Source organism: Microbacterium sp. CFBP 8794 (assembly GCF_014841235.1).
Classification (GTDB): domain Bacteria; phylum Actinomycetota; class Actinomycetes; order Actinomycetales; family Microbacteriaceae; genus Microbacterium.
In genome coordinates, this window is sequence record NZ_JACYTT010000002.1 from 377,105 (window position 1) to 403,974 (window position 26,870).

Genomic DNA, 26,870 nt, shown 5'->3' on the forward strand with positions numbered 1-26,870 from the left:
GGTCGGGGAGGCCGCGGGGGCCAGCGTCCAGGCTATCGGACCCGGACGTCACCACCCGGGCGGTACCTCGGCGCCGAGGGCGGCGAGGGGCGCTCGCGCCTTGATCCCCACCTCGGCGACTTCGGATGCCGCGACCGAACGCCACGTGATCCCCCCGCCGGCGCCGACCCAGGCGGCATCCGCGTCGACGACGACACTGCGGATGACCATGGCGAGATCGGCCGCGCCGTCGTCGCCGATCCACCCGAAGGCGCCGGAGTAGACGCCGCGCGGGGCTTCTTCGAGGCCGGCGAGGATCTGCATCGCCGACTGCTTGGGGGCGCCCGTCATGCTGCCCGCCGGAAAGGTCGCCTCGAGCAGCGCACCGACGCGTGTGCCGGGGAGCAGGCGCCCCGACACCTCGCTGACGAGCTGGTGCACGTGCGGGTAGCTCTCGACTTCGAGCAGACGGTCGACGCCGACGGTCGACGGCTCGCACACCCGCGACAGGTCGTTGCGCATGAGGTCGACGATCATGACGTTCTCGGCGCGCTCCTTGGCATCCGTCCGCAGGGCGTCGGCCAGGGCGGCGTCGCGCACCGGGTCGGTCGAGCGCGGACGCGTGCCCTTGATGGGGTGGGTGTGCACGGCCCCGCCGCGCACCTCGAGGAAGCGCTCGGGCGACGCGCTCGCCAGCGCCGTGTCGCCGGAGCGCACGAAGCCGGCGTGGTGCGAGGTCGAGGCGCGGCGGAGGCGCCGGAACACCGCCACGGGGTCGACGGCTCCGGGCACGGTGAACCGCGTGGTGAGGCACAGCTGGTAGGCGTCGCCCTCGCGGATGCGCGCGCGGCAGGCCTCGATGAGTTCCGCGTAGCGGGTGGGTGTCACGCGACCGGATGCCGCACCCCGACGCTCCGCGACGGGCACCGGCGGCGGCACGGGGGCCTCGGCGGCGCGCCGGGCGATCTCGGCGTCGCCGAACGCCCACACGCGCCGTGCGGCGTGGTCGAACGCGAGGAACGTCTCCACCCGCAGCCAGACCGGGTCACCCTCGTACGTGAGCCAGCCGACCCATCCCCCGCGGAACGCCCCGGCTTCCTCTCCGGGTGATCCGGGGGCGCGGCCGGGCGAGGTGGCATCCTGATCCATCGGCGCCGACGACGAGTCGGGAACGCCCGTTCCCATCCAGCTCCACCCGGTCGACGCGTCGACCCCGGCATCGAGCCAGAACGCGTGATCGGCGTCGGCGAGAAGGTGCAGGAACACCGCCTCGGGGTCGACCCACGCGGGGAGGGCGACCGGAGCGGAGGAGTGCGGCACGCTCCCAGGCTAGGCGTGGCCGACGGCCATAGGGTGACGGGGTGAACGAGATCCTCACGTGGCTGCTCGACGTCGTTCAGAACGTCGACCCCGTGCTGCGCACGATCGTCGCCGGTGTCGCGATGGTGCTCGAGACGAGCGTGCTGGTCGGTCTGATCGTTCCCGGCGACACCATGGTCATCGTGGCGGGCACCGCTATCGCGTCTCCCCTCGAAGGAGTGCTGCTGGGCGCAGCCGTCGTCCTGGGCGCGCTGATCGGCGAGAGCCTCGGCTTCTGGCTGGGCCGGTACTTCGGCCCCCGCATCCGTGCCTCGCGGCTGGGCCAGAAGCTCGGCGAACGCAACTGGGATCGCGCCGACCGGTATCTCCGCCGACGCGGCGGACCGGCGATCTTCCTCTCTCGTTTCCTCCCCGTGCTGCACTCGCTCGTGCCGTTGACGGTGGGGATGAGCGGGTACAGCTACCGCCGGTTCCTGGCCTGGACGACCCCCGCGTGCCTGATCTGGGCCGGGCTGTACATCACGGTCGCGGCCACCGCCGCGGGCACCTACCGCGAGCTCGCCGATCAGTTGCACTACGCCGGCTACCTCTTCGTCGGCATCCTCGTGGTGTTCCTCGTGCTGGTCTTCGTCGCCAAGAAGCTGATCGAGCGCGCGGAACGTCGCCATCTGGCCGAGGAGACGACTTCCCTCGGACCAGCGGACGGCGACGTGAAAGACTGAGCGGAATGTCTCGCTCCTCTCGCGCCAAAGTGCTCTGGTTCGCCCGACTCGAGCGCCGGTTCCACCGCTGGCGCGAACGTCGGGCGCGCGCCCGCCACCTGCGTCCCGTGGTCACCGGCTTTCCGGGCTATGGAACCGAGGAGTGGGTGCGCGTGCTCGGTCGCGTGCTGATCGCCCCGCCGATCAAGCGCACCTCGACCGGAGAGTCCGCGAGCCTGCGCGGCTGGCGTGCGTTCGCCGCCGTTCCGGTGGGGATGGCGCGCGTCGACATCGTCATCGACGGGGTGACGCACGAGGTCACCGCCGACCGTGGCGGAGTGATCGACGCCAAGCTCCCCGCGACGCTCGCGCCCGGCTGGCAGGACATCACCATGTCGGTCGAGGGCAGCGAGCCCACCGAGACCCGCGTGTTCATCGTCGGCTCCGACGTGCGCTTCGGCGTCGTGAGCGACATCGACGACACCGTCATGGTCACCGCCCTTCCGCGTCCGCTTCTCGCGGCCTGGAACTCCTTCGTGCTCGACGAACACGCCCGCCAGCCCGTTCCGGGGATGGCGGTCATGCTCGAGCGGCTGACGCGGGAAAACCCCGGTACGCCGGTCATCTACCTGTCGACCGGTGCCTGGAACGTCGCCCCCACACTGACCCGCTTCATGCGTCGGCACCTGTTCCCGGCGGGCTCGTTCCTGCTCACCGACTGGGGTCCCACGCACGACCGCTGGTTCCGCAGCGGTCGCGACCACAAGGAGCAGAACCTCCGCCGTCTCGCGCGGGAGTTCCCCCAGGTGAAGTGGCTGCTCGTCGGTGACGACGGTCAGCACGACGACGCCATCTACACCGGCTTCGCCATCGAGAATCCGCGGAGCGTCGCCGCCGTCGCCATCCGCCGGCTGCTGCCCGCCGAGGCCGTGCTGGCCGGTGGGCGCACCGTGGTCGACGATCACTCGGCCGCCGAGGTGCCGTGGGTGAGCGAGTCCGACGGCGCGGGCCTGCTCGAGCGACTGCAGGATGCCGGGGTCATCTCGCGAGAGGGCTGAGCGCGGGCGGGGCGACGCTGGTCGTAGCCTCCGCGATGCGGACAACCTCCGTGGCATCCGGGCCGTTGGGGCTGAGGATGCGCGCATCGCTGACCACACGCACGCACGCGGGGCGAAGGCCGTCAGCTCCGGAGGCCGCACACGGCTCGATGTCGGAGGGGGCGCGTACGGTGGAAGCATGTGCGGTCGTTTCGTCGTAGCCAACGTGGCCTCCCAGCTCGTGGGGGTGCTGCGCGTCGACGTCGAGGCCGACGAGCTGCCCCCGCCGTCGTACAACATCGCTCCCACGTCGCGCGTGGGCATCGTGCTCGACTCGATCAAGAGCGAACCCCCCGTCCGACGCCTCGAGGTCGCGCGCTGGGGGCTCGTGCCCGGGTGGGCCAAAGACGTCAAGATCGGCGCCCGCGCGTTCAACGCCCGCGCCGAAGAGGTCGAAGACAAGCCGATGTTCCGCACCGCGCTCATCAAGCGGCGCGCGGTGATCCCGGCATCCGGGTACTACGAGTGGAAGACCACCGACGAGGGCAAGACCCCTCACTACATCCACCCGGCCGACGGTTCACCGCTGTTCTTCGCCGGGCTGTACGAGTGGTGGAAAGACCCCTCGCTCGCCGACGACGACCCCGCCCGGTGGGTGCTCAGCTGCACGATCCTCACCCGCGACGCCATCGGCCGCCTCGGATCGATCCACGACCGCATGCCGCTGTTCCTCGACCCCGATTTCGCCGACGCCTGGCTCGACCCGACCACCGAGAACGTCGGCGACGTGCTCGACGCCGCGATCGACGCGGCACCCGACGTCGCCGAGACGCTCGACGACCACGTCGTGTCGTCCGACGTCGGCAATGTGCGCAACGACTCCCCCGCGCTGATCGACGCCGTCGAGTGAGCACCGTCCTCGACACGACGACGCTCTCGCGCGCCGAGTGGAGCGTTCTCGCCGATGCGCACGCCGCACGCGCCGACGCGCTGACCGCCGACCATCGCGCGCGGGCGAGTCGGGCCGAGAAGCACCCGGTCGAAGACTTCCTGTTCACCTATTACTCGTACAAGCCGGCGATCCTGCGGCGCTGGCACCCCGGCATCGACGTCGTGCTCGCCGACGCCGACGAGCGCGCCGCCTGGCGCTGGTACCGCAGCGACCGTGACGGCGTGCGAGTGGATGCCGAGAGCTTCCGCACCGAGCGCGGATCCCTGTATCGCGGCATCGTCTCGCTGCTGCGGGCCACCGCCGACCGACCGGCGCAGTTCGGCTGCTTCGGGCTGCACGAGTGGGCCATGGCCTACCGCGCCGACGAGGTGCGGCACGCGGTGCCCCTGCGGCTCGGCCGCGACGGCACCGACGCGGTGGTCGACGCCCACGACCTGCGCTGCACGCACTTCGACGCGTTCCGCTTCTTCACGCCCGATGCGGTGCCGCTGAACCGTACGCCCCTCTCCCGCGACGACCAGGCCGAGCGCGAGCAGCCCGGTTGTCTGCACGCGGGCATGGACGTGTACAAGTGGGCCGTCAAGCTCGGTCCTCTCGTTCCCGGCGCCCTGCTGCTCGCGGCGTTCGAGCTCGCCCGCGACATCCGCACCCTCGACATGCAGGCCTCGCCCTACGACCTGCGCGGCTGGGGCTACGTGCCCGTCCCCATCGAAACGGCCGAGGGCAAGGCCGAATACGTGGCCCGTCAGAGGAGCCTGAGCGAGCGTGGTCAGGGTCTGCGGCGCGACGTCATCCGCGCGGTCACGGGCACCGACGACACGCCCGGCCGCGCCGATTTCTTACGCCCGCGATCTGTGTTGTAAGCTCATGGAGTTGCCTCGAAGGGGGCGGAAAACAAAATATCCGGGCCTGTGGCGCAGCTGGTAGCGCACCTGCATGGCATGCAGGGGGTCAGGGGTTCGAGTCCCCTCAGGTCCACCCAGAGAGAAAGCCTCCGCTTCGGCGGGGGCTTTCGTCGTTCCGGTCGGTGGCGGATCCCGGTCGCGTCGGCGGGCTCACGGCATCCGTTCCCGGCTCTCCGCCACACGGCGGATGCCCCTCCCGCGTGGGAAGGGGCATCCGGTGAGACGACTCAGCGCGACGAGACCGGCACGCGCGTCTTGGCCTGCTGGGCCTCGCGCATGAGGAGCTCATCGTCGAGCCAGTTCGGGGCCTTGTTGCGCAGGGCGAAGATGTACACCGCGAGCGAGGCCGCAATGATGACCGTGACGTAGACGATGAACACGGGCACCTGCTCGGCGCTCTGCGCCCCGGCGTACAGCAGGGGGGCCGTGCCGCCGAACAGCGAGTTCGCCAGCGCGTAGCCGAGGCCCACGCCGAGCGCCCGCACGTGGGTCGGGAACAGCTGGGCCTTCACCAGCGCGTTGATCGAGGTGTACCCGGTGAGGATGATGAAGCCTCCGAGCAGGATCGCGAACGCCGCGAACTCGTTCGTCTGCTGCGGGAGCATCGTGATCAGGAACCACGTGTAGAGCACGCCGCCGACGCCGAAGAACACCAGGAGCGACTTGCGGCCGACCTTGTCGGAGAGCCAGCCGCCGATGGGCTGCATGAGCATGAGTGCGGTCAGGGCGACCAGGTTGATGATCGTGCCGGCCACGACGTCGCCGCCCGAGAAGGCGGTCTTGACGATGTTCGGTCCGGTGACCGAGTAGGTGTAGAAGGCGACGGTCCCGCCCGCGGTGACGGCGAAGCAGAGCAGCAGCGGACGCCAGTTGTTGACGAGCAGGTCGCGCATCGAGCCGGACTCCTTCGAACGGCCCGACTTGTTGTCGGTGATGACGCTCTGCTCGAGCGACTCGTCCATGGTGCGGCGCATCCAGAACACCGCCACCGCGGCGACCCCGCCGATGGCGAAGGCAACGCGCCAGCCCCACGCCGAGATGGCCTCGTCGTCGAGGGTGAGCACCATGACGAGCAGGGTCGTCTGGGCGAGCACATGCCCACCGACGAGCGTGACGTAGTGGAACGACGACAGGAAGCCACGACGACCGGGCATGGCGGCCTCGGACATGTACGTCGCGCTCGTGCCGTACTCGCCGCCGGTGGCGAAGCCCTGCACCAGGCGGGCGAAGACCAGGATGACGACGGCTCCGGCGCCGATCGCCTCGGCCGTCGGGGCGAGGGCGATGACGAGCGAGCAGAACGCCATCAGCGACACCGACACGGTGAGAGACAGGCGGCGTCCGTGGCGGTCGGCGAAGCGGCCGAAGAACCACGATCCGATCGGACGCATGAGGAAGGTGACGGCGAAGATCGCCCACACGTAGAGGGAGGAGTTCTTGTCGTCGGAGTCGAAGAACTGCGACTCGAAGTACACCGCGAACACCGAGTAGACGTAGACGTCGTACCACTCGACCAGGTTGCCGGCCGAGCCTTTCAGCGTGTTCGATATCGAGCGTCGCAGGCTCGTGGGGATCGTCGTCGTCGTTGACATGGGTAATCCGATCGGTCGATGGACGGTTCTCGTCTCGTACGCCGTCGAAGACGGGGCCCGGCGGCGGCGACGAGTCGTATCCCGTTATCGTGGCGGCGCGCGGGGGCCCGTCCCGAGATCCTTACATGCGCCTTACATTGGCCCCGGCCCGCCGCCGCGGGCGACCCCGGCGCGTGAGCCTACGATGGGGCCATGCACGTACTCGTAGCCGAGGACGACGGCTCGGTCGCCGCGGCGCTCGTCTCGGCGCTCACGCGCGCCGGGCACGCGTGCACCCGTGTCGCGCGGGGCAGCGACGTGTTGCTGCGCCATCGCGACGCCCAGGTCGTGCTGCTCGATCTCGGGCTGGAAGACATGGACGGGCTCGACGTACTGCGCCAGCTGCGCGAGGTGAGCCAGCTGCCCGTCATCGTCGTCACGGCCCGCGGCGACGAGCGCTCCACCGTGCGGGCACTGTCGCTCGGCGCCGACGACTACCTCGTGAAGCCGGTGCGGCTCCACGAGCTGCTGGCGCGGCTCCTGGCCGTCACCCGTCGCTACAGCCCACCCGACGAGCCCCAGCGCGTGCGGGTCGGGTCGGTCGAGATCGACATCGACGCCCACCGCGTGCACGCCGCCGACCGCGAGGTCGCGCTGACGCCCAACGAGTTCGGCATCCTGTACGCCCTCGCCCGACGCGCGGGGCAGGCGGTGAGCCGTCGGCAGATCCTCGACGAGGTCTGGGGAGACGCGTACGTGGCATCGTCGCGATCGTTCGACGTGCACCTGGGGCAGGTGCGCCAGAAGCTCCCCGAGGTGACCATCACGACCATCCGCGGCCTGGGCTACCGCCTCGAGGATGCCGCGTGAAGCTGCGGGTGCTGCTCCCCCTGCTCGTCTTCGGTCTCATCGCCGTGATCGCCGTGCTCATCCCCGTGGCGCAGTCGCTCGCCGACTCCCGCACGCAGCAGCTCGCCCTGCAGCGCACCGCGGCGCTCGACCAGGTCGTGCAGCGTGCCCGGACGGCGCTGGTGCAGTCCGACGCCGAAGGACTCCAGGCCTACCTCGAGCGCTTCCACGCGGTCTACGCGGAGTCGGTGCTCGTCCTCGACGAGAGCGGGGAACCGGTCGCCTCGGCGGGCGAGCTGCACCGCGATGCCGACGTCGATCAGCTCGTCACCGCGGCTTCGCGGGCCATTCCCCAGCTGTCGCTCCCCCGGGTCACCCCCTGGGGACCCCGCAGCGCCCTCGTCGCGGTGCCCGTGATCGCGGCCGGTGATCTGTCGGCTGGCGTCGTGGTGCTCGCGGTCGACCTGCGGGGCGCGCAAGCCGACGTCTCGCGCGCGTGGGCCGTGATCGCCGCGATCGGGGTGCTGCTGCTCAGCGTCCTCATGGTCGCCTCGCTGCTGTGGACCCGCTGGATCCTGCGCCCGGTGCGCGCGCTCGATTCCGCGGTCGCCGACCTCACCGCCCACCGCGGTCCCGCACCGCTGCGTCCCTCGGGACCGCCGGAGCTGCGCCGCCTCAGCCGGGCGTTCGCGACGATGGCCGATGAGGTCGAAAACAGCCTCGAGCAGCAGCGCGGTTTCGTCGCCGATGCCTCGCACCAATTGCGGACGCCCCTCGCCGCCATCCGACTGCGCGTGGACGGCCTCACCCGCGACGGTGACGCGGCCGACGACCTCTCCGCCGTCGACGACGACCTCGATCGCCTCGAGCACACCGTGGAACGCATGCTGACTCTCGCCAACGCGGAGCACCGCGCTGCCGCGCGAACCCAGGGTCACGACGACGCCCGAGACGAGGGCGCTCCGCGCGAATGCTCGGTCACCGCGGCCGACCTGGTGCAACGCCACCGCGCGCGCCTGCACGCCGCGGGACTGACGCTCAGCATCGACGACTCCCCGGCGGTCGTGGTCCCCTGCGGCCGCGCCGACCTCGACGAGATGCTCGATGTGCTGCTCGACAACGCGGCGAAGTACGCCGGTGCGGGCGCGCGGGTGCGGGTGAGCGTGGAACAGGATGCCGGACGCCTCGAGGTGCGCGTGGAGGACTCGGGCACGCAGCTCGACGACGCGCACCTTCCGCGCCTGGGCACGCGTTTCTGGCGCGCCGGTCTCGACGGCGGCACCACCGGCACCGGCCTGGGGCTCGCCATCGTCGCGCAGCTGATGCGGGCCGCCGGCGGACGGCTGGAGCTGGGGCGCTCGCAGGAGGGCGGACTCGCAGCGCACCTGATCTGGGACAGAACGTGACGGGGGTCTCGCGTCGCAGCTTCCTGTGGGCGGGCGCCGCGGCGGGCACCGTCGTGCTGGCGGGGTGCGTGCCCACCGCGCCGACCGTGCTGACGCTGGGCTGCGGCGAACCCGGCGGCAGCTACCTGCAGTTCGGCCAGCTGCTGAGCGACGTCGCCCGAGGGTCCGGGGCGTTCGAGATCACCGCCCTGCAGACCGAGGGCAGCGTCGACAACCTCGCCCTGCTGTCGCAGGGTCGCGTGGAGCTCGCCCTCTCGCTGGCGGATTCGGCGGCGGCGGCGTCGACGAGCGGTGAAGTCGTCGCGATCGGGCGGGTCTATCAGAACTACCTGCAGTGCCTCGTCCGCGCACCCGACGGCCCGCGCTCGCTCGCGGAGCTCGCCGGAACGCGCGTCTCGCTGGGTGCCCCCGGCTCGGGGGCGGCCGCGACCGCGCGCCGCGTGATGGATGCCGCGGGACTCTCGCCCGCGTCGGCGACCGAGCGGCCGCTTCGCGATGCCGTCGTCGATCTGGAGCGGGGCTGCATCGATGCGCTGTTCTGGTCGGGCGGGGTGCCGACGCCCCAGATCGCGGAGCTCGCCGCCCGCACCCCCATCGCGGTGCTCGACACGACGCCCGTGCTGCCGACGCTCCTGCAGCGCTACCCCGACGCGTACGTCGCCACGACCATCCCCGCCGGCGTGTACGGCGCGGACTCCCCGGTTCCCGCCATCGGCGTCGCCAACCTGCTGCTCGCCCGCCCCGACCTCGACGACACGCTCGTGGAGCGCGTCGTCGACGTGCTCATCGACGACGCGGCGCGCCTCGTGGCGCCCGGGGCCCTCGGCATCCAGTACCTGACTCCGGCGAGCCTCATCGACACCCTGCCGATCGCCCTGCACGCGGCGGCCGAGCGGCGGTATCGCGAACGCTACGGGTGAGTGATCGGGCGGGCACAGCGCGAACAGGCCGGCGCGAACACGCCCCACGCACACAGAACGCCCCCGGCCGTGAGGGCCGAGGGCGTTGTCGTGGGGGTCGTTACTCGGGCGCGCCCGCGGGCGTCGGCAGCTCGATCGGAACGACGGGGCAGTCCTTCCAGAGGCGCTCCAGGCCGTAGTAGACACGTTCTTCCTCGTGGAAGACGTGGACCACGAGGTCGCCGAAATCGAGCAGCACCCAGCGCGACTCCTGACGCCCCTCGCGGCGCAGACGCTTGTGGCCGTGCTCGAGCAGCTTGTCTTCGATCTCGTCGGCGATCGCGGCGACGTTGCGCTCATTGCGACCGGTGACGAGCAGGAAGATGTCGACGAGCGGAAGGGGCTCGGAGACGTCGAGGGCGACGATGTCGTCGCCGCTCTTGGCGTCGGCGGCGAGAGCGGCGATCTGCGCCATCTCCCGTCCGTTGGCGGTGGCGGTCATCGGAAGACTCCTGTCGTGAAGGCGAGCACGAGGGTGACGGCCACCGCCAGCGCCAGCGCGCCGGTCGTGATGATGAGGCCGATGAGGAGCTTGCTCCCCTTCTCGGGCGCCGGGGGGCGAATGATCTCGCCGGGCTGTTTGACGGTGCTGATGGCGGCACTGGCCGCGATCGGGGTGGGAGACGAGGCGGGCGGGAGCTCGCCGTCGAGAAGAACGGCATCGGCGTCGCGACCGTCGGTCGTGCCCGGGGCGTGACCGACGGAGCCGAGGCCCTCGGGTAGCTCGAACGTGCCGGTGATCATGACCTCGCCCGTCGCGGTGATGGGGCCGACCAGCGGCACGCCCGAGGGCGTCTGCGAGAGGATCAGCGCGTTCGGCGTCGACACCGCGCCGCTCGCCGAGGCGTTGCGCGCGATGAGCTGGTCGAACGAGTCGGGCAGGGTGACGTCGGGCTTGGCGCCGTCGAGCAGCTCGGAACCGAGCGCCGGGTTCACGACCGACGCGCCGGGGGCGTCATCGGCCGCGGCGGGCGTCTCGGCGGTGTCGGGCGCCGACGGGCGGAAGATCGCCGGACGCGTCGGCTCGGCCTGGGGCAGAGGAGCGAACGGGGAGTTCTGGCGCGGCAGGGCGGGCTCGAGGTCGGGCGTGATGACCGGAACCGCGGCAGTGCGGATCTTCTCCTGCGCGCGCGCCTGGCGGCGCGTGAGTCCCGGAACGCCGAAGTCGGCGCCGTGGTCGCTGAACGGAGGCTCGAAGGCCGAGGGGCGCGCGGCGGCCGGAGTGTCGTCGCGCGCGGTGTCTTCGCGTGCGCTGTCTTCACGTGCGGTTTCGTCGGCACCGGATGCCGCGGGCGCGGGCTCGTCGGTGGACTTCGCCGCGGGGAACAACGCGGTCGGGGCCGCGTCGTCGACCGCCGGGGTCTCGGCAGCAGGTACGTCGGCAGCCGCGACGTCGGCAGAGGCATCGTCCACCGGGGTGTCGGCCTCGGCGGCATCGTCGACGACCGGTGCACTCGACGCCGTGGTCTCGGCGGGCGCCGCCGTCTCGGCGGTGCTGTCGGTCGCTGGCGCCGAGGACTCGGCATCCGTCTCGGGCGCGATGATCGGCGTCGCGCCGGTGTGGCGGAGCTCGCGCAGCTGACGGCGGGTCAGCGCGGGGGTCTCGGGGTTCTCGGAAGTGCTCATGCATTGCTCCGGTAGAGGTGGTGCTTCGCGATGTACTGCACGACGCCGTCGGGCACGAGGTACCACACGGGGTGTCCTCGGCGCACACGGGCGCGGCAGTCTGTGGACGAGATCGACAGCGCCGGGATCTCCAGCTGGCTCACGTTTTCGATGGGCAGGCCTTCGGTGGTGAGCACGTGTCCGGGCCGCGAGACGGCCACGAAATGCGCGAGATCCCACAGCTGCTGATGGTTTCGCCACCCCAGGATCTGCGCCACGGCGTCGGCACCGGTGATGAAGAACAGCTCGGCTCCCGGACGCTGCTCCTGCAGATCGCGCAGCGTGTCGATCGTGTAGGTGGGGCCTTCCCGATCGATGTCGACGCGGCTCACCGTGAACTGGGGGTTCGAGGCCGTCGCGATCACCGTCATGAGGTAGCGGTGCTCGCTCTCGGTGACGTCGTCCTTCTGCCACGGGCGACCCGTGGGCACGAAGACGACCTCGTCGAGGTCGAACGACTGCGCCACCTCGCTGGCCGCGACGAGGTGACCATGATGGATGGGATCGAACGTCCCACCCATGACCCCGATCCGAGGGGCGCGCGTCACCGACATACGGTGGGCCTCAGTGGCCGTGCGCCTCGGGGGTGGGCGTCCCGTGCTTCTTCGTGTAGGCGTCGGCCTTGTGCGCGTGGCGGTTGGCGACGTTGCGGTACGACAGCGTGACCAGGCTCAGCGACACGAACACGACGAACGCGACGGCGCCGAACCAGAAGGTCTGGGCCTGCACGTTGCCGCCGTGGTGGGCGCCTTCTTCTGCAGCGTGGGCGAGAAGTGAGACGAAAGTCATCTGTGCTCCGTTCGAGAGGTCTGCGCGGGGCGCGCAGCCCATTTTAGGCGGTCAGGCGCGGACCTGGCCGTCGCCGCGCCCGAGCCACTTGGTGCTCGTGAGTTCGGCGAGGCCCATGGGACCGCGGGCGTGCAGCTTCTGAGTCGAGATGCCGACTTCGGCGCCGAAGCCGAACTCTCCCCCGTCGGTGAAGCGGGTGGAGGCGTTGACCATGACGACGGCCGAGTCGACCTCGGCGAGGAACCGGTCGGCCGAGGCCTGATCGGCCGTGATGATCGACTCGGTGTGGTGGGTCGAGTAACGGCGGATGTGGGCGAGGGCGTCGTCGAGGTCGTCGACGACACGCACGGCGAGGTCGAGCGTCCCGTACTCACGCGCCCAGTCGTCTTCGGTCGCGGTGACGACGCGCGCGTCGTGTGCCCGCGTGACGTCGTCGCCGTGCACGGTCACCCCGGCATCGGACAGTGACGCCAGCAGCTCGGGCAGCAGGCGATCGGCCGCGTCGCGGTGGACGAGCACCGTCTCGACGGCGTTGCACACGCTCGGCCGCTGGGTCTTGGCGTTGAGCACGATGTCGCGCGCCCAGTCGTCACGGGCCGTGGCGTCGAGGAAGACGTGGACCACGCCGGCCCCGGTCTCGATGACCGGAACGGTCGACTCGGTCACGACCGTCTCGATCAGCGACGCGCTTCCGCGTGGCACGAGCACGTCGACCAGCCCGCGCGCGTTCATGAGCGCACGCGCGCCGTCGCGGCCGAAGTCGTCGACGCTCTGCACGGCCTCGGGGCTGACACCCTGGGCCTGCAGCGCCGCGCGCATGACCGAGACGAGGGTCGCGTTGGTGCTCTGCGCCGCGGAACCGCCGCGCAGCACGACCGCGTTTCCGGAACGCAGGGCGAGAGAGGCGATGTCGACCGTGACGTTCGGGCGCGCCTCGTAGATCGACCCGACGACGCCGAACGGCACCGCCACCTTCTCGAGCGCGAGTCCGTTGGCGAGCGTCCGCCTGTCGAGCACGCGGCCGACGGGGTCGGGCAGGCCGGCGACATCGCGCACCGCCGCCGCCAGGGCTGCGACGCGTCCGGCATCGAGGCTCAGGCGGTCGAGGAGGGCGTCGCCGATGGCATCCGCTCGTCCGCGTTCGAGGTCGTCGGCGTTGGCCGCGACGATCTCGGCGGACGCCGCCTCGATCGCGTCGGCGACCGCATTGAGCAGAGCGGTCTTGCGCTCGGAATCGAGCAGACCGATCTCGCGCGCGGCGTCTTTGGCCAGACGCAGGCGCTCATCGACGGAGGCGGCGATCGTGGTCATGCGCTCAGTGTACCGGCGCGCCCACGGCGCCCACGGGGCCGGTGGCGAGGGTGACGGGGTCGGGATTCGGGGCGAACCAGGTGCCCACCGCATCGCCCGCGAGAGCGGACGAGACGAGGTCGGCGCTGGTGACGAGCACCCCGACGCCGGCGGTGGAGGCCAGCTTCGCGGCCGACGCCTTGGTCGCCGCTCCCCCGGTCCCCACGCCGTTGACGACGCCGGCGCCGAACTCGAACTGCGACAGGTCGTCGCCCCACGCCACATCGACGATCGGGCGCGCTCCGGGCTCGCTCGGCGGCAGCGTGTACAGGCACTCGATGTCGCTCAACAGCACGAGTGCGTCGGCACCGATCAGCTGCGCCACGAGAGCGGCGAGCCGGTCGTTGTCGCCGAAACGGATCTCGTGGGTCGCGACGGTGTCGTTCTCGTTGACGATGGGCAGGATGCCGAGACCCAGCAGCCGTTCCATCGCCCGGCGCGCGTTCGAACGGTGCGTGGCGTTCTCGAGGTCGCCCGCCGTGAGCAGGACCTGCCCGGCGAGCAGTCCGAAGCGGTCGAGCGAGGTCTGGTAGCGCCACATGAGCACGTTCTGACCGACGGCGGCCGCGGCCTGCTGCGTCGCCAGGTCGTTGGGTCGGCCGCCGAGGTCGAGCAACGGCAGGGCCGTCGCGATCGCCCCGGACGAGACGAGTACCACCTCGGTCCCCGCGCCGCGCGCGTGGGCGAGAGCCTCGACGATCGTGTCGATCCGGTGCGCCCCGTCGCCGCTGATCGACGACGAGCCCACCTTCACCACGACGCGGCCGGCTCCCGGGATCGCGGAGCGCGAGGTCGCGCTCACCGCTCCTCGTCCTCGGCGGACGACAGCGAGGGATCCCCGTCGGCGCCGATGCCCACGGCGCGGGCGGCACGCCGCTCGGTCTCGAGCTCGGCGCGGGCCTCGGCCTTGGCATCCATGCGCTCGTGGTACCGCTCGCGGCGCTCCGACGAGGTGCGGCGCGGGTTCTGCACGAGACGGGGGTCGGTGCCGCGGGGGGCCGTCATGAGCTCGGCCGCCGAGGTGAGCGTGGGCTCCCAGTCGAAGACGATCCCGTCGCCGGGGCCGATGACGACGGTCGCACCGGCGACCGCACCGGCGCGGAACAGGCCCTCTTCGATGCCCAGGCGCGCGAGACGGTCGGCGAGGTAGCCCACGGCCTCTTCGTTCTGGAAGTCGGTCTGCTGCACCCACTTGACCGGCTTGTCGCCGAGCACGCGGTAGACGGGACCGTAGGTGCCGCCCTCGACCTTGATCTCGAAGTCCTTGCGAGTGCCCTGCGGGCGGATGACGATGCGCTCCACCGGGGCCTCGTCGATCGACGCCAGGCGGTGCTGCTCCACCACGTCGGCCAGCGCGAAGGTGAGTTCGCGCAGGCCAGTGCGGCTGACCGTGGAGATCTCGAACACGCGGAAACCACGGGCCTCGAGGTCGGGACGCACGAAGTCGGCGAGCTCGCGGGCCTCGGGCACATCGATCTTGTTCAACGCGATGATCTGCGGGCGCTCGAGGAGCGGGGTCTGCCCCTCGGGCACGGGGTAGGCGCCGAGCTCGGCGAGGATGACGTCGAGGTCGGTGAGCGGGTCGCGACCGGGGTCGAGCGTCGCGCAGTCGAGCACGTGCACGAGAGCCGTGCAGCGTTCGACGTGGCGGAGGAACTCCAGGCCCAGGCCCTTGCCCTCGCTCGCGCCCTCGATGAGACCCGGGACGTCGGCGATGGTGAAGCGGATGTCACCCGACTGCACGACGCCCAGGTTGGGGTGCAGCGTGGTGAAGGGGTAGTCGGCGATCTTCGGTCGCGCCGCCGAGACGGCCGCGATGAGGCTCGACTTTCCCGCCGACGGGAAGCCGACGAGGGCGATGTCGGCGACGGTCTTGAGCTCGAGGACGACGTCGCCCTCCCACCCGGGCGTTCCGAGCAGCGCGAAGCCGGGGGCCTTGCGCTTGGGCGACGACAGCGAGGCGTTGCCGAGGCCGCCGAGACCACCGGGGGCGACGATGAAGCGCATGCCCGGGGTGAGCATGTCGACGAGCACGGTGCCGTCGGGGTCCTTCACGACCGTGCCGAGCGGCACGGGGAGCTCCTGGTCTTCGCCCATCGCGCCCGAGCGGTGGTCGCCCATGCCGAAACCACCGTTGCCGGCGGTGCGATGCGGCGAGTGGTGGTACGACAGCAGCGTGGTGACCTGGGGGTCGGCGACGAGCACGACGTCGCCGCCGCTGCCGCCGTTGCCGCCGTCGGGGCCGGCCAGAGGCTTGAACTTCTCGCGGCGCACCGAGACGCAGCCGTTGCCGCCCTTGCCCGCACGGAGGTGCAGGGTGACGCGGTCGACGAAGGTGACCATGAGTGTCCTTTCAGGACGGACCGGCGGGTGCCGGGAAGAAAAGAAGAGGGGGCGGGCTGTGTGCCCACCCCCTCTGAAGCGCTGAGCGCTCGGTATTACTCCGCTGCTGCGGTGACGATGTTGACGACCTTGCGGCCGCCCTTGGCACCGAACTGAACCGCACCGGGGGCCAGGGCGAACAGGGTGTCGTCGCCACCGCGGCCGACGTTGGCGCCGGGGTGGAAGTGCGTGCCACGCTGGCGGACGATGATCTCGCCGGCGAGGACGACCTGACCGCCGAAGCGCTTCACGCCGAGGCGCTGTGCGTTGGAGTCACGACCGTTACGGGTGGAGCTTGCGCCCTTTTTGTGTGCCATCTCTGCGTCTCCTGGCTCTTACTTGATGCCGGTGATCTTGACGCGCGTGAGGTCCTGGCGGTGGCCCTGGCGCTTCTTGTAGCCGGTCTTGTTCTTGAACTTCTGGATCACGATCTTCGGACCGCGCTCCTCGCCGAGGACCTCGGCCGTGACCGAGACCTTCGCGAGCTTGTCGGCGTCGGTCGTGACCGCGTCGCCGTCGACGAACAGGACGGCGGGCAGCTGGATGCTCTCGCCGATCTTCGCCTTCTGGCGGTCGAGCACGACGACCGTGCCGACCTGGACCTTCTCCTGGCGGCCGCCGGCGCGCACAACTGCGTAAACCACTTCACACCTGTTTTCGTTCGGGAGCGCGGAGCTCCGGTTGTCTGATGACGTCGGGAGGGTCTGGCGACCCAAGTCTCGGTGCGATCCGGCGAGCAAAGCCCGCGGGGTCACGCTCCAGTAAGGGCGGACGCGACGCACCAAGGGTCAAGTTTAGCTCACCGGGCGGCATCCGGCAAAAGCATTCGGCCCGCGTGTCGACCTAGGATCGCGGGATGGTGATTCTGATCGACGATCCGCAGTGGCCCGCGCACGGACGACTGTGGGCGCACCTGGTCAGCGACAGCGACCTCGACGAATTGCACGCCTTCGCCGCCGCGGCCGGAATCCCCCGCCGCGCGTTCGATCTCGACCACTACGACGTGCCCGATGAGCGGCACGCCGACCTGGTCGCCGCCGGAGCCCAGCACGTCGGCGGCAAAGAGCTCGTTCGACGCCTGCGGGCCTCGGGCCTGCGGATCACGGCGCGCGAACGCCGCTGACACGCGTGTGGGACCGCGACCCGTCGCCCGACCGAAGTCGGGAACGATGGGTCGCGGCCCCACACGCACGAGGGAGCGGACTCAGGCCTCGCTGGAGGGCTGGGCGTTGACGGGGGTGCCGGTGAGCGCCGCGGTCGTCACACGGCGCCGTGAGCGGCCCTGACCGGGCGCCTTGGGCTCGGGGAGGGCCTCGAGCACCGACTCGAGAAGGGCGTCCTTCTCGGTACGGGGCGCCTTGGGCTCGCGCTTCTTGCGCGGACGCTTTTCGCGGACCGGTGCGGGTGCCTCGGCCTGGGCCTCGACGACGGCCTCCACCGACGCGACCACGGCCGCCTCGACCACGGCGGGGTCATCGAGGGTCGGCTTCACGGTGGATGCCGCGATCTGAGCGAGAGCGGACTTCACGCCCTCGGTGATCACGTGGGTGCCGCCGGTCGGCGCCGCTCCCCCGTTGCCGGTGGAGGAAGCTCCGGCCGACGCGCCACCGCCGTGTGCGGCATGGCCGTTCGATCCGTTGCCGTTCGCGGGAGTGTTGCCCCCGCGACCGCGGCGGTTCGACGAGCCGGTGTTGCCGCCGCCGTTGCTGCTGCCGTTCCCGGCCGGGCGGTGCTTGACGACGGGGTCGTGGTGCACGACCACGCCGCGACCGGCGCACACGTCGCACGCCTCGCTGAAGGTCTCGAGCAGGCCGAGTCCGAGCTTCTTGCGGGTCATCTGCACGAGGCCGAGCGAGGTGACTTCGGCGACCTGGTGCTTCGTGCGGTCGCGGCTGAGGCATTCGATCAGGCGACGCAGCACGAGATCGCGGTTGGATTCGAGCACCATGTCGATGAAGTCGACGACGATGATGCCGCCGATGTCGCGCAGGCGCAGCTGGCGCACGATCTCTTCGGCCGCCTCGAGGTTGTTCTTGGTGACGGTCTCTTCGAGGTTGCCGCCCGAGCCGACGAACTTGCCGGTGTTGACGTCGACGACCGTCATGGCCTCGGTGCGGTCGATCACGAGCGAGCCGCCCGAGGGCAGCCAGACCTTACGGTCGAGAGCCTTCTCGATCTGCTCGGTGACGCGGAACGCGTCGAACGGGTCCTGCTCGCCCTCGTACTTCTCGACGCGCTCGAGCAGGTCGGGGGCGACGCCCTGGAGGTAGCTCGAGATGGTCTGCAGCGCCTCGTCGCCCTGGATGAGCATGCGCGTGAAGTCCTCGTTGAAGACGTCGCGCACGATCTTGACCAGCAGGTCGGGCTCGGAGTGCAGCAGAGCGGGGGCCTGGATGGTCTTGATCTGGCTCGAGACGTGCTCCCACTGCGAGGTGAGGCGCTGCACGTCGAGGGTGAGCTGCTCTTCGGTGGCGCCCTCGGCAGCCGTGCGGACGATGACGCCCGACGATTCGGGGAGCACCTCCTTGAGGATCTTCTTCAGGCGCGCGCGCTCGGTGTCGGGGAGCTTGCGCGAGATGCCGTTCATCGTGCCGTTGGGCACGTAGACGAGGTAACGGCCGGGCAGCGAGATCTGGCTCGTCAGGCGGGCGCCCTTGTGTCCCACGGGGTCTTTGGTCACCTGCACCAGGACGCGGTCGCCCGACTTGAGCGCGAGCTCGATGCGACGCGGCTGGTTGTTGGTCTCGACGCCGTCCCAGTCGACTTCGCCGGAGTACAGCACGGCGTTGCGGCCGCGGCCGATGTCGACGAACGCCGCCTCCATGCTGGGAAGCACGTTCTGCACGCGACCCAGGTAGACGTTGCCGATGAGCGAGGCGTCCTGGTTGCGGGCGACGTAGTGTTCGACGAGCACGTTGTCTTCGAGCACGGCGATCTGGATGCGGCCGGCCTTGGACCGCACGACCATCACGCGGTCGACGGCCTCGCGACGGGCGAGGAACTCGGCCTCGGTGACGACGGGGCGGCGACGGCCGGCCTCGCGGCCATCGCGGCGACGCTGCTTCTTCGCCTCGAGGCGCGTGGAGCCCTTGATGCGCTGCGGCTCGGTGATGAGCTCGACCGCGCGCTGTCGCACCGGGGCTGCGGGGGCCTCGTGCTGCTCGGCGGGGGCGACGTCGACACCGCCGCGTCGGCGGTTGCGGCGACGGGCGTTGGCGGAGCCGCGCTCGAGGGGGCCGTCGTCGTCGCGGTCGTCGCGCTCGTCACGGTCGTCGCGGTCATCGACGTCGTCGCGCACCGGGAAGGCCGGCAGCGCGGGGGCGTAGAAGTGCAGCGCCGTCGACACGGCCGAGACGAAGACCTCAGGCAGCAGTCCGAGCGAGACGGCCGTGGGACGCGCGGGAGCTTCGGGCTCGGTGGCGGCCTCGGGCTGAGCGGAGACCTCGGGCTGCGCGGGAGCCTCGGGCTGAGCGGCGACCTCGGGCTGAGCCGGAGCCTCCGGCTCAGCGACGTCGGGAGCGGCGACCTCGGCAGCGGATGCCGTGGCGTCGGCGCCCTGGTCCGCCACGGAGGCGTCCACGGTGGGCTCCTCGACGCTCGCGGCGTTCGCCTCGGCAACGTCGTCACCGGCAACGTCGTCACCGGCGGCGGCCTGAGCCGGCGCGTCGCCGGATCCCTCGTCGAGCACGGCGGGGGGTGCCACGTCGTCGGCGGCGGCCTGCTCGGCATCCTGCACCGCGGCCTCTTCGTCGTCGACGGGGGGCACGAATCCCGCGGCGGCCTCCGTCTCGGACGCGAGGGTCTCGAATTGCGGAGCCTCGGTCTCGGGCGTCACCTGGTCAGCGGGGGTCTGATCGTCGGTCTTGTCGGCCATATCGGGGATACTCCCTAGCGGGCGACACCGCGCGTCACCCGGCGAAATCTCATGCGGCGCCGCACCCGGCGGGGCCGCGAACTCACTCGGTCTGCAGCAGGCCTGTGGCGCTTGCTGCGATGGGCGGTCATCGCCCGAAGTCTTCTGGGTGATGTTCCTGCGGCGCGGCCGCGGTCACATCAGCTTTCATTATCGCACGGACCACGCGTTTCGCCCGCAGAAGGTCGACGACGAGCCGTCTTCAGCCGGCGGAGAAGTCAGCGGTGGCAGAATCACGGCATGAGCGAAACCGTCACGACCCGTCGTCCGATCGTCACGGCGGTCTGGCTCATCTTCGCCGGGATCGTCGGCTGGTGGGCGGCGTTCTCGCTGACGATGGAGCGGTTCCACCAGCTCACGGATCCCACGGCCGCCGCGTCGTGCGACTTCAGCGTCCTCGTGCAGTGCTCGGCCAATCTGCAGTCGTCGCAGGGAAGCGTGTTCGGCTTCCCCAATCCGATCATCGGACTGTCGGCGTGGATCGCCCCCATCGTGGTCGGGGTCGCGCTGCTGGCCGGCGCCCGGTTCGCACGCTGGTTCTGGGCCCTCTTCTGGCTGGGCTTCGCTCTGGCCCTGACCTTCGTCATCTGGCTGATCGCGCAGAGCCTGTTCGTTCTGGCCACTCTCTGCCCGTGGTGCATGGTGACGTGGTCGGTCGTCATCCCCTCGTTCTTCGTCGTGACCCTGCACGTGCTGCGCGAGGGCGTCGTTCCGGGCGCGCGGGTGCGCGAGGTCGCCGACCGTCTCATGGTGTGGGTGCCCTTGATGAGCATCGTGGCCTTTGCCGTCATCGCGGTGATCGCGCAGCTGCGGCTCGATGTGCTCGCGCAGCTGTGAGGTCGCGGCGGCCCTGACCCGCCGGCCCGGCGATGGGCATCCGAGTCGCGCGGCTCGCCTCGCGGGCCCTATCCTCCAGGAATGGATGCGATGAACCCGCTGGTGCCGGCCGCGTACGACGTCGTGTGGGCGGTCGTCGCACTGGTCGCGTTCGCTCTCGCCGTCTGGGCGGTCGTCAGCCTGTCCCGCGGAGCGGCCCGCCTGTCGTCCCTCACGGTGATGCTGTGGGCCGTGGTGATTCTGCTCGTCCCCGTTGTGGGGCCGGTCGCCTGGCTCGCCGCCGGTCGTCGTGCGGGGCGCGGGGTCGCGCGCAGCTGAGCGACGCGCCGCCGCACGGGTCCGATTCGACAGACCGTGCGGCCGCGCGGGCCGATCAGACGACGATGGCCGCCACCCTCTCGGGCGGCGGCCATCTCGGCATCCGGGATCAGGCGAACCAGATCGCCAGTTCGCGTTCGGCGGACTCGGTGCTGTCGCTGCCGTGCACGAGGTTCTGCTGCACCTTGAGGCCCCAGTCGCGGCCGAAGTCGCCGCGGATGGTGCCGGGGGCGGCCGTGGTCGGGTCGGTGGTGCCGGCCAGCGAGCGGAAGCCCTCGATCACGCGGTTTCCGGCGAGGCGGATCGCGACCGACGGGCCCGAGAGCATGAACTCCAGCAGCGGCTCGTAGAAGGGCTTGCCCTCGTGCTCGGCGTAGTGCTGGGCGAGGCGCTCACGGTCGGGCTCGACGAGGCGGATGTCGACGAGCGCGTAGCCCTTCGCCTCGATGCGGGCGAGGATGGCGCCGGTCAGTCCGCGGGCGACGCCGTCGGGCTTGACCAGGACGAGGGTCTCTTCGGTAGCCATGGGTCATTCTCCGTTCGAGAGGTCGGGATGAGCGGCGCGTCGGGCGTTCTGCCGATCCAGTGCCGCTCCCTTGATGGTGGCATACGCCCACATGCCGCCGAAAATGAGGGCGACCACCGCGAGGGCGGGAACGAGGAATCCGCCGAGCAGCAGCAGGATCTGCAGGCCCCAGCCGACGACGATCGCCGCGCGGTGCTGCAGGAGCCCCGCCACGGCGACCATGGCGACCGCCATGACGACGCCGCCGACGATGCCCCACCAGGGTTCGATGCCGAAGGGCAGCACCTTAAGGCCGTAGACGACCAGGCCGCCGAGGAACACCACGATCGACTCGAAGCCGAGCACGACGGCGCCGAGCGACTCGAGCGCACCGCGCCGTCGCCGCACGCGCGGGGTCCGGGGGGTGCGCGGGCTCACGCCTGCCACCCCGACTTCCAGTCCTCGAGCTCCGACAGGCGCAGCGCCTCGCCCGCGAGCACGACGGAACCGGCGATGATGACCGCGCGCCGGTCGGATTCCGCGGCCCACGCGCGCGCCGCGTCGGCGGCTTCTTCGAGCGTCGGGTGCACGGTGACGGGCAGGTCGGCCGCCTCGGCGACGTCGGCGATCACGTCGGGGTCGCTGGCGCGGTCGCTCGCGGGGGCCGTGGCGAACACGCGCGCGACGGCGGGCACGAGAGCCGACATGATGCCCCGGGCGTCCTTGCCGTCCAGGATGCCGACGACGGCACCCCACTCGTCGATGTCGAACGCCTCGTCGAGGGCGGCGACGAGCGCGCGGGCGCCGTGCGGGTTGTGCGCCGCGTCGACGAAGACGGTCGGCGCCGTCCCGACGAGCTGAAGGCGCCCGGGCGAGGTGGCGTTCGCGAGGCCGTCGGCCACGACCTCGGCGGCCAGGGGCTGCGTGCCCCCGCCGATGAGCGACTCCACGGCCGCGACCGCCAGGGCGGCGTTGGTGCCCTGGTGCGCGCCGTACAGCGGCAGGTACAGCTCGGGGTACGACCCCGCGACCCCGCGGATCGTCAGCATCTGCCCGCCGACGGCCAGCGCCTGGGCCTCGAGCGCGAAGCCGTCGCCGGCCACCGACACGGTCGCGCCCTCCTTCTCGGCGCGTGCGCGGATGACGCGGAGCGCCGCGTCGGGCTGCGCGGCCGAGACGACGGCGGCGCCGGGCTTGATGATGCCCGCCTTGACCGTCGCGATCTCGGTGATCGTGGAGCCCAGGCGGTCGGTGTGATCGATGTCGATGGGCGTGAAGACGGCGACGTCGCCGTCGGCGGTGTTGGTGGAGTCCCACTCCCCGCCCATGCCGACCTCGAGCACCAGCACGTCGATCGGCGCGTCGGCACAGACCACGAAGGCCAGCACCGTCAGCAGCTCGAAGAACGTCAGCGGCGCATCGTCGGCGGCGGTGAGCTCGGCGTCGACCATGTCGACGAACGGCGTGATCTCGTCCCACGCGTCGGCGATCGCGGCATCCGCCACCGGTTCGCCGTCGATGAGGATCCGCTCGGTGAAGCGCTCGAGGTGCGGGCTCGTGAACAGGCCCGTGCGCAGTCCCAGGCCGCGCAGCAGGCTCTCGATCATGCGGCTGGTCGAGGTCTTGCCGTTCGTGCCCGTGACGTGGATCACGCGGTAGGTGCGCTGCGGGTCGGCGAGCATCTCGAGCACGCGGCGCGTGCGCTCGACGCGCGGCTGCACCCACTGCTCCCCCTGGCGTTCCAGCAGGGCGCTGTACACGGCGTCGGCTCGGGTGCGGTCGCTCATGCGGTCCCTCCGATGCGTGCGACGGCGACGGTGACGGCACCGACGTTCGCGTAGGTCTTCGCGGCGATCTGGGTCTCGTACTCGGCGGGGGCGATGGCCCCGCGTTCGATGAGCCTTCCCTCGGGGCCGGCGAGCACGACGGCTTCGGCGAGGGTTTCGGATGCCACGCCCGCGACGTCGAACGCCTGGGCGACCGCCCGCGCGTCGGCGTCGTCGACGAAGGTGAGCGAGAGGAAGATCCGGTCGCTCACGTCGAAGCCGGCGGCCTTGCGGGTGTCCTGGATGCCGCGGATCATGTCGCGCGCCAGGCCCTCGGCTTCGAGCTCGGGGGTGGTGACGGTGTCGAGCAGCACGAAGCCGCCCGTCGCCAGCACGGCCAGAGCCTCGCCCTCGGGGCGACCCGCGGTCTCGACGACCAGGTCGTACTCGGCGGGCTCCAGCGCGATGCCGCCGGCGACGACCCGTCCGTCGATCTCGTTCCAGTCGCCCTCGCGGGCGGCCTTGATCGCCTGCTGCACCTGCTTGCCCAGGCGGGGACCCGCCGCGCGGGCGTTGACCGACAGGCGGTGCGTGATGCCGTACTCGGCGGCGGTGCCGGCCTGCAGGGTGACCTGCTCGACGTTCTTCACGTTGAGCTCCTCGCGCAGGATGTCGTCGAACTGCGCCAAGCCGGTGGCATCCGGAGTCACCACCGTCAGGCGCGGCAGCGGCAGGCGCACGCGCTTGCCCTCGCGCTTGCGGAGCGCGTTGGCGACGCTCGAGACGTCGCGGACGGTGTCCATCGCCGTGCGGATGTCGGCCGCGGCGGGGAACGCGTCGGCGTCGGGCCAGTCGGTCAGGTGCACGCTGCGCCCACCCGTCAGGCCCTGCCACACGCGCTCGGTCACCAGCGGCAGCAGCGGGGCGGCGACGCGGGTGAGGGTCTCCAGCACCGTGTAGAGCGTGTCGAAGGCCTCACGGCTGGTCGGGTCGTCGGTCACGCCCACCCAGAAACGGTCGCGCGAGCGGCGGATGTACCAGTTGGTCAGCACCTCGGCGAAGTCGCGCAGGCGCTCGGCCGCGGTCGTGGAGTCGAGCCCCTCGAGGTCGGCGGCGACGCCCTTCACCAGGTCGCCGGTGAGCGCGAGGATGTAGCGGTCGAGCACGTCGGTGGAGTCGGTGCGCCACTCGGCCGTGTAGCCCTCCCCCGACGCGTTCGCGTAGGTGGCGAAGAAGTACCACGCGTTCCACATCGGCAGCAGGAATTCGCGCACCCCCGAGCGGATGCCCTCCTCGGTCACGACGAGGTTGCCGCCGCGCAGCACGCTCGACGACATGAGGAACCAGCGCATCGCATCCGAGCCGTCGCGGTCGAACACCTCGCGCACGTCGGGGTAGTTGCGCAGCGACTTCGACATCTTCTGCCCGTCGTTGCCCAGCACGATGCCGTGGCACGACACACCCGTGAAGGCCGGGCGGTCGAAGAGCGCGGTCGAGAGCACGTGCATGACGTAGAACCAGCCGCGCGTCTGCCCGATGTACTCGACGATGAAGTCGGCGGGGGCGTGCTCGTCGAACCACTCGTGGTTCTCGAACGGGTAGTGCACCTGCGCGAACGGCATGGAGCCCGAGTCGAACCAGACGTCGAGCACGTCTTCGATGCGGCGCATCGTCGAGCGTCCCGTCGGGTCGTCGGGGTTCGGGCGCGTGAGGTCGTCGATGTAGGGGCGGTGCAGGTCGACCTCGCCGTCGCCGTTCACCGGCAGGCGGCCGAAGTCGGCCTCGATGTCGGCGAGAGAGCCGTACACGTCGACGCGCGGGTAGTTCGCGTCGTCGCTCTTCCACACCGGGATCGGCGAGCCCCAGTAGCGGTTGCGGCTGATCGACCAGTCGCGTGCGCCCTCGAGCCACTTGCCGAACTGACCTTCCTTGACGTTCTCGGGCACCCAGGTGATCTGCTGGTTGTTCGCCAGCAGGTCGTCCTTGATCTCGGTGACCCGCACGAACCAGCTCGACACGGCCTTGTAGATCAGGGGGTTCCGGCAGCGCCAGCAGTGCGGGTACGAGTGCTCGTACGACGCCTCGCGAAGCAGACGGCCCTGCTGCGTGAGCAGGCGGATGAGGGGCCGGTTGGCCTCCATCCACAGCTCGCCGGCCACGTCGGTCACGGCCGAGAGGAACCGGCCGCCGTCGTCGAGCGAGATGATCGTCGGCAGGCCCGCGGCGTCGGCGAGGCGCTTGTCGTCCTCACCGTACGCGGGCGCCTGGTGCACGATGCCCGTGCCGTCGCTGACGGTGACGTAGTCGTCGACGAGGATCTTCCAGGCGTTGCCGGTCCCCCACGTCTCGGCGTCGGCGTAGTAGTCGAAGAGGCGGTCGTATGACACGCCCTCGAGCTCGGCGCCGGTGAGCGTGGTCTGCACGGCCTGGCGGGCGGCATCCGGGGTCTCGTACCCCAGGTCCTTCGCGTAGCCCGGCAGCAGGTCCTCAGCGAGCAGGTAGCGGTGGGCGGTGGCCTCGATCGCTTCATCGGGGGTGCCGTCGGGGGCGCGGTGCACGTCGGCGGCACCGTGGGGACCGCCCTCGATGACCGCGTACCGGATGCCGGGACCCACCGCGAGAGCGAGGTTCGTCGGCAGGGTCCACGGCGTCGTCGTCCACGCCAGCGCCCGCACGCCGGTGAGCCCGAGCGCCTCGGCCTTCGCGCCGACGAGCGGGAAGGTCACGGTGACCGACGGATCCTGGCGCATCTTGTAGACGTCGTCGTCCATGCGCAGTTCGTGCGTCGACAGGGGGGTCTCATCGCGCCAGCAGTAGGGCAGCACGCGGTAGCCCTCGTACGCGAGGCCCTTGTCGTGCAGGGTCTTGAAGGCCCAGAGCACGCTCTCCATGTAGGTCGTGTCGAGCGTCTTGTACCCGCGGTCGAAGTCGACCCAGCGGGCCTGGCGGGTGACGTAGTCCTGCCAGTCGCGCGTGTACTCCAGCACCGACTCGCGGGCCTTGGCGTTGAAGGTGGCGACCCCCATGCGCTCGATCTCGTCCTTCTCGGTGATCCCGAGCTGCTTCATGGCCTCGAGCTCGGCCGGGAGACCGTGGGTGTCCCACCCGAAGACGCGGTCGACCTTCTTGCCGCGCATGGTCTGGAAGCGCGGGAAGACGTCCTTGGCGTAGCCGGTGAGCAGGTGCCCGTAGTGCGGCAGGCCGTTGGCGAAGGGCGGGCCGTCGTAGAACACCCACTCCTCGCCGCCGTCGCGGTTCGCGATCGACGCGCGGAAGGTGTCGTCGGCCTCCCAGAACGCGAGGGTGTCGTTCTCGATCGCCGGGAAGCGAGGGCTCGGGACGACGGATGCCGCGGACGCCGGGGTGATGGCATCCGGGCTCGCGGACGCGTCGGCGGCGGGGCCGAAGGATGAGGGGCGTGGGTAGGTCATGTCACTCCGCGGGTCGAGGTTCACTCGCCGGGACGATCCTTGCGGACCGCGGTACCACCCTGCGTTGCGCCCTCTCGCGAGGACGCCTCTCTCACTGCGGCGATGACGGGCCTGCCCCGCTCGGTTCTACCGCGGGCCGTGACCCGTTTCTTCCGAGAGCTCCCCGGTGATGGCCGGATCGGTGCTGATGCGCCCAGTCTACGCGCTCGGGCTGTTGTGCGGTGCGGTGGGGTGC

At 71.0% G+C, this 26,870-nt stretch carries 26 protein-coding genes and 1 tRNA gene; 11 read left to right on the forward strand and 16 right to left on the reverse strand.

Annotation, left to right across the window (positions count from 1 at the left end; translation table 11 throughout):
• Window positions 1–48: 48 nt before the first annotated feature.
• On the reverse strand, window positions 49–1,299 hold the full coding sequence (locus IFU19_RS05590; protein ID WP_191915023.1) for a chorismate-binding protein: 1,251 nt from the start codon (window positions 1,297–1,299) through the stop codon (window positions 49–51).
• Between the two features lie 41 nt (window positions 1,300–1,340).
• Between IFU19_RS05590 and IFU19_RS05595 the strand changes: the two genes are divergently transcribed.
• From IFU19_RS05595 to IFU19_RS05615, 5 genes are all read left to right on the forward strand, one after another.
• A complete protein-coding gene (locus tag IFU19_RS05595) occupies window positions 1,341–2,021 on the forward strand; it encodes a DedA family protein (protein ID WP_055836975.1) in 681 nt (226 codons plus the stop codon).
• Between the two features lie 5 nt (window positions 2,022–2,026).
• On the forward strand, window positions 2,027–3,058 hold the full coding sequence (locus IFU19_RS05600; RefSeq protein ID WP_055836972.1) for an App1 family protein: 1,032 nt from the start codon (window positions 2,027–2,029) through the stop codon (window positions 3,056–3,058).
• 178 nt (window positions 3,059–3,236) lie between these two features.
• On the forward strand, window positions 3,237–3,947 hold the full coding sequence (locus tag IFU19_RS05605; protein WP_191915022.1) for an SOS response-associated peptidase: 711 nt from the start codon (window positions 3,237–3,239) through the stop codon (window positions 3,945–3,947).
• Window positions 3,944–4,852 carry a 3-methyladenine DNA glycosylase gene (locus IFU19_RS05610; RefSeq protein WP_192013154.1) on the forward strand — a complete coding sequence of 303 codons (909 nt, stop codon included), beginning with the start codon at window positions 3,944–3,946 and terminating at the stop codon, window positions 4,850–4,852. The genes IFU19_RS05605 and IFU19_RS05610 overlap by 4 nt, the downstream gene beginning before the upstream one ends.
• Before the next feature lie 42 nt (window positions 4,853–4,894).
• Window positions 4,895–4,967, forward strand: a tRNA-Ala gene (locus IFU19_RS05615).
• Between the two features lie 154 nt (window positions 4,968–5,121).
• Here IFU19_RS05615 and IFU19_RS05620 read toward each other — a convergent pair.
• Window positions 5,122–6,486, reverse strand: coding sequence for an MFS transporter (locus tag IFU19_RS05620; protein WP_055836964.1), 1,365 nt, complete (start codon window positions 6,484–6,486; stop codon window positions 5,122–5,124).
• 192 nt (window positions 6,487–6,678) lie between these two features.
• Here IFU19_RS05620 and IFU19_RS05625 point away from each other — a divergent pair, with 192 nt between their 5' ends.
• Genes IFU19_RS05625 through IFU19_RS05635 form a run of 3 tightly spaced genes read left to right on the forward strand, consistent with a single transcriptional unit; the run spans window position 6,679 to window position 9,640 of the window.
• Window positions 6,679–7,335, forward strand: a complete 657-nt coding sequence (locus tag IFU19_RS05625; RefSeq protein WP_055939947.1) for a response regulator transcription factor — start codon at window positions 6,679–6,681, stop codon at window positions 7,333–7,335.
• Complete coding sequence (locus tag IFU19_RS05630) at window positions 7,332–8,720, forward strand: ATP-binding protein (protein WP_192013155.1); 1,389 nt, start codon at window positions 7,332–7,334, stop codon at window positions 8,718–8,720. Before IFU19_RS05625 ends, IFU19_RS05630 begins: the two co-directional genes overlap by 4 nt.
• Window positions 8,717–9,640 (forward strand): TAXI family TRAP transporter solute-binding subunit, encoded by a 924-nt coding sequence (locus tag IFU19_RS05635; RefSeq protein WP_192013156.1) that lies wholly within the window; start codon window positions 8,717–8,719, stop codon window positions 9,638–9,640. The genes IFU19_RS05630 and IFU19_RS05635 overlap by 4 nt, the downstream gene beginning before the upstream one ends.
• 100 nt (window positions 9,641–9,740) lie before the next feature.
• On the opposite strand, the gene rsfS is transcribed toward IFU19_RS05635, so the two are convergent.
• The 9 genes from rsfS to rplU form a co-directional block, all read right to left on the reverse strand.
• The gene (rsfS, locus tag IFU19_RS05640) at window positions 9,741–10,121 is read right to left on the reverse strand and encodes a ribosome silencing factor (RefSeq protein ID WP_055836953.1); all 381 of its coding nucleotides are present in this window, start codon (window positions 10,119–10,121) and stop codon (window positions 9,741–9,743) included.
• Complete coding sequence (locus tag IFU19_RS05645; protein WP_192013157.1) at window positions 10,118–11,305, reverse strand: hypothetical protein; 1,188 nt, start codon at window positions 11,303–11,305, stop codon at window positions 10,118–10,120. The genes rsfS and IFU19_RS05645 overlap by 4 nt, the downstream gene beginning before the upstream one ends.
• Window positions 11,302–11,898 (reverse strand): nicotinate-nucleotide adenylyltransferase, encoded by a 597-nt coding sequence (nadD, locus tag IFU19_RS05650; RefSeq protein WP_192013158.1) that lies wholly within the window; start codon window positions 11,896–11,898, stop codon window positions 11,302–11,304. The genes IFU19_RS05645 and nadD overlap by 4 nt, the downstream gene beginning before the upstream one ends.
• Window positions 11,899–11,908: 10 nt before the next feature.
• Window positions 11,909–12,133: a hypothetical protein gene (locus tag IFU19_RS05655; RefSeq protein WP_055836944.1), complete on the reverse strand. Its 225-nt coding sequence runs from the start codon at window positions 12,131–12,133 to the stop codon at window positions 11,909–11,911.
• A 51-nt stretch (window positions 12,134–12,184) separates the two neighbouring features.
• Window positions 12,185–13,444 carry a glutamate-5-semialdehyde dehydrogenase gene (locus IFU19_RS05660; RefSeq protein WP_192013159.1) on the reverse strand — a complete coding sequence of 420 codons (1,260 nt, stop codon included), beginning with the start codon at window positions 13,442–13,444 and terminating at the stop codon, window positions 12,185–12,187.
• 4 nt (window positions 13,445–13,448) lie between these two features.
• Window positions 13,449–14,285 carry a glutamate 5-kinase gene (gene proB, locus IFU19_RS05665; protein ID WP_055836938.1) on the reverse strand — a complete coding sequence of 279 codons (837 nt, stop codon included), beginning with the start codon at window positions 14,283–14,285 and terminating at the stop codon, window positions 13,449–13,451.
• Window positions 14,282–15,826, reverse strand: a complete 1,545-nt coding sequence (obgE, locus tag IFU19_RS05670) for a GTPase ObgE (RefSeq protein ID WP_055836935.1) — start codon at window positions 15,824–15,826, stop codon at window positions 14,282–14,284. Before obgE ends, proB begins: the two co-directional genes overlap by 4 nt.
• 95 nt (window positions 15,827–15,921) lie before the next feature.
• A complete protein-coding gene (gene rpmA / locus IFU19_RS05675; protein WP_055836932.1) occupies window positions 15,922–16,182 on the reverse strand; it encodes a 50S ribosomal protein L27 in 261 nt (86 codons plus the stop codon).
• 18 nt (window positions 16,183–16,200) lie between these two features.
• Entirely contained in the window at window positions 16,201–16,509 is a 309-nt protein-coding gene (gene rplU / locus IFU19_RS05680; protein ID WP_055836929.1) for a 50S ribosomal protein L21, read from the reverse strand.
• 212 nt (window positions 16,510–16,721) lie between these two features.
• On the opposite strand from rplU, the gene IFU19_RS05685 reads away from it, so the two are divergent.
• Window positions 16,722–16,988, forward strand: coding sequence for a DUF4031 domain-containing protein (locus tag IFU19_RS05685; protein ID WP_055939938.1), 267 nt, complete (start codon window positions 16,722–16,724; stop codon window positions 16,986–16,988).
• An 81-nt stretch (window positions 16,989–17,069) separates the two neighbouring features.
• Here the strand turns inward: IFU19_RS05685 and IFU19_RS05690 are convergent, their stop codons facing one another.
• Window positions 17,070–19,739 carry an Rne/Rng family ribonuclease gene (locus tag IFU19_RS05690; RefSeq protein ID WP_191915016.1) on the reverse strand — a complete coding sequence of 890 codons (2,670 nt, stop codon included), beginning with the start codon at window positions 19,737–19,739 and terminating at the stop codon, window positions 17,070–17,072.
• A 279-nt stretch (window positions 19,740–20,018) separates the two neighbouring features.
• Between IFU19_RS05690 and IFU19_RS05695 the strand changes: the two genes are divergently transcribed.
• Complete coding sequence (locus tag IFU19_RS05695; RefSeq protein ID WP_192013160.1) at window positions 20,019–20,615, forward strand: vitamin K epoxide reductase family protein; 597 nt, start codon at window positions 20,019–20,021, stop codon at window positions 20,613–20,615.
• A gap of 81 nt (window positions 20,616–20,696) precedes the next feature.
• Entirely contained in the window at window positions 20,697–20,933 is a 237-nt protein-coding gene (locus tag IFU19_RS05700) for a PLD nuclease N-terminal domain-containing protein (protein ID WP_191915015.1), read from the forward strand.
• 109 nt (window positions 20,934–21,042) lie between these two features.
• Here IFU19_RS05700 and ndk read toward each other — a convergent pair whose 3' ends face one another.
• From ndk to ileS, 4 genes are read right to left on the reverse strand one after another with little or no spacing between them, the layout of a single operon-like run.
• Window positions 21,043–21,459, reverse strand: a complete 417-nt coding sequence (gene ndk / locus IFU19_RS05705; protein WP_055836910.1) for a nucleoside-diphosphate kinase — start codon at window positions 21,457–21,459, stop codon at window positions 21,043–21,045.
• A gap of 3 nt (window positions 21,460–21,462) precedes the next feature.
• A complete protein-coding gene (locus tag IFU19_RS05710; RefSeq protein WP_308447287.1) occupies window positions 21,463–21,876 on the reverse strand; it encodes a DUF4233 domain-containing protein in 414 nt (137 codons plus the stop codon).
• Window positions 21,873–23,225 carry a bifunctional folylpolyglutamate synthase/dihydrofolate synthase gene (locus IFU19_RS05715; RefSeq protein ID WP_192013161.1) on the reverse strand — a complete coding sequence of 451 codons (1,353 nt, stop codon included), beginning with the start codon at window positions 23,223–23,225 and terminating at the stop codon, window positions 21,873–21,875. The genes IFU19_RS05710 and IFU19_RS05715 overlap by 4 nt, the downstream gene beginning before the upstream one ends.
• Entirely contained in the window at window positions 23,222–26,635 is a 3,414-nt protein-coding gene (gene ileS, locus IFU19_RS05720; RefSeq protein ID WP_199858606.1) for an isoleucine--tRNA ligase, read from the reverse strand. Before ileS ends, IFU19_RS05715 begins: the two co-directional genes overlap by 4 nt.
• Window positions 26,636–26,870: the final 235 nt, after the last annotated feature.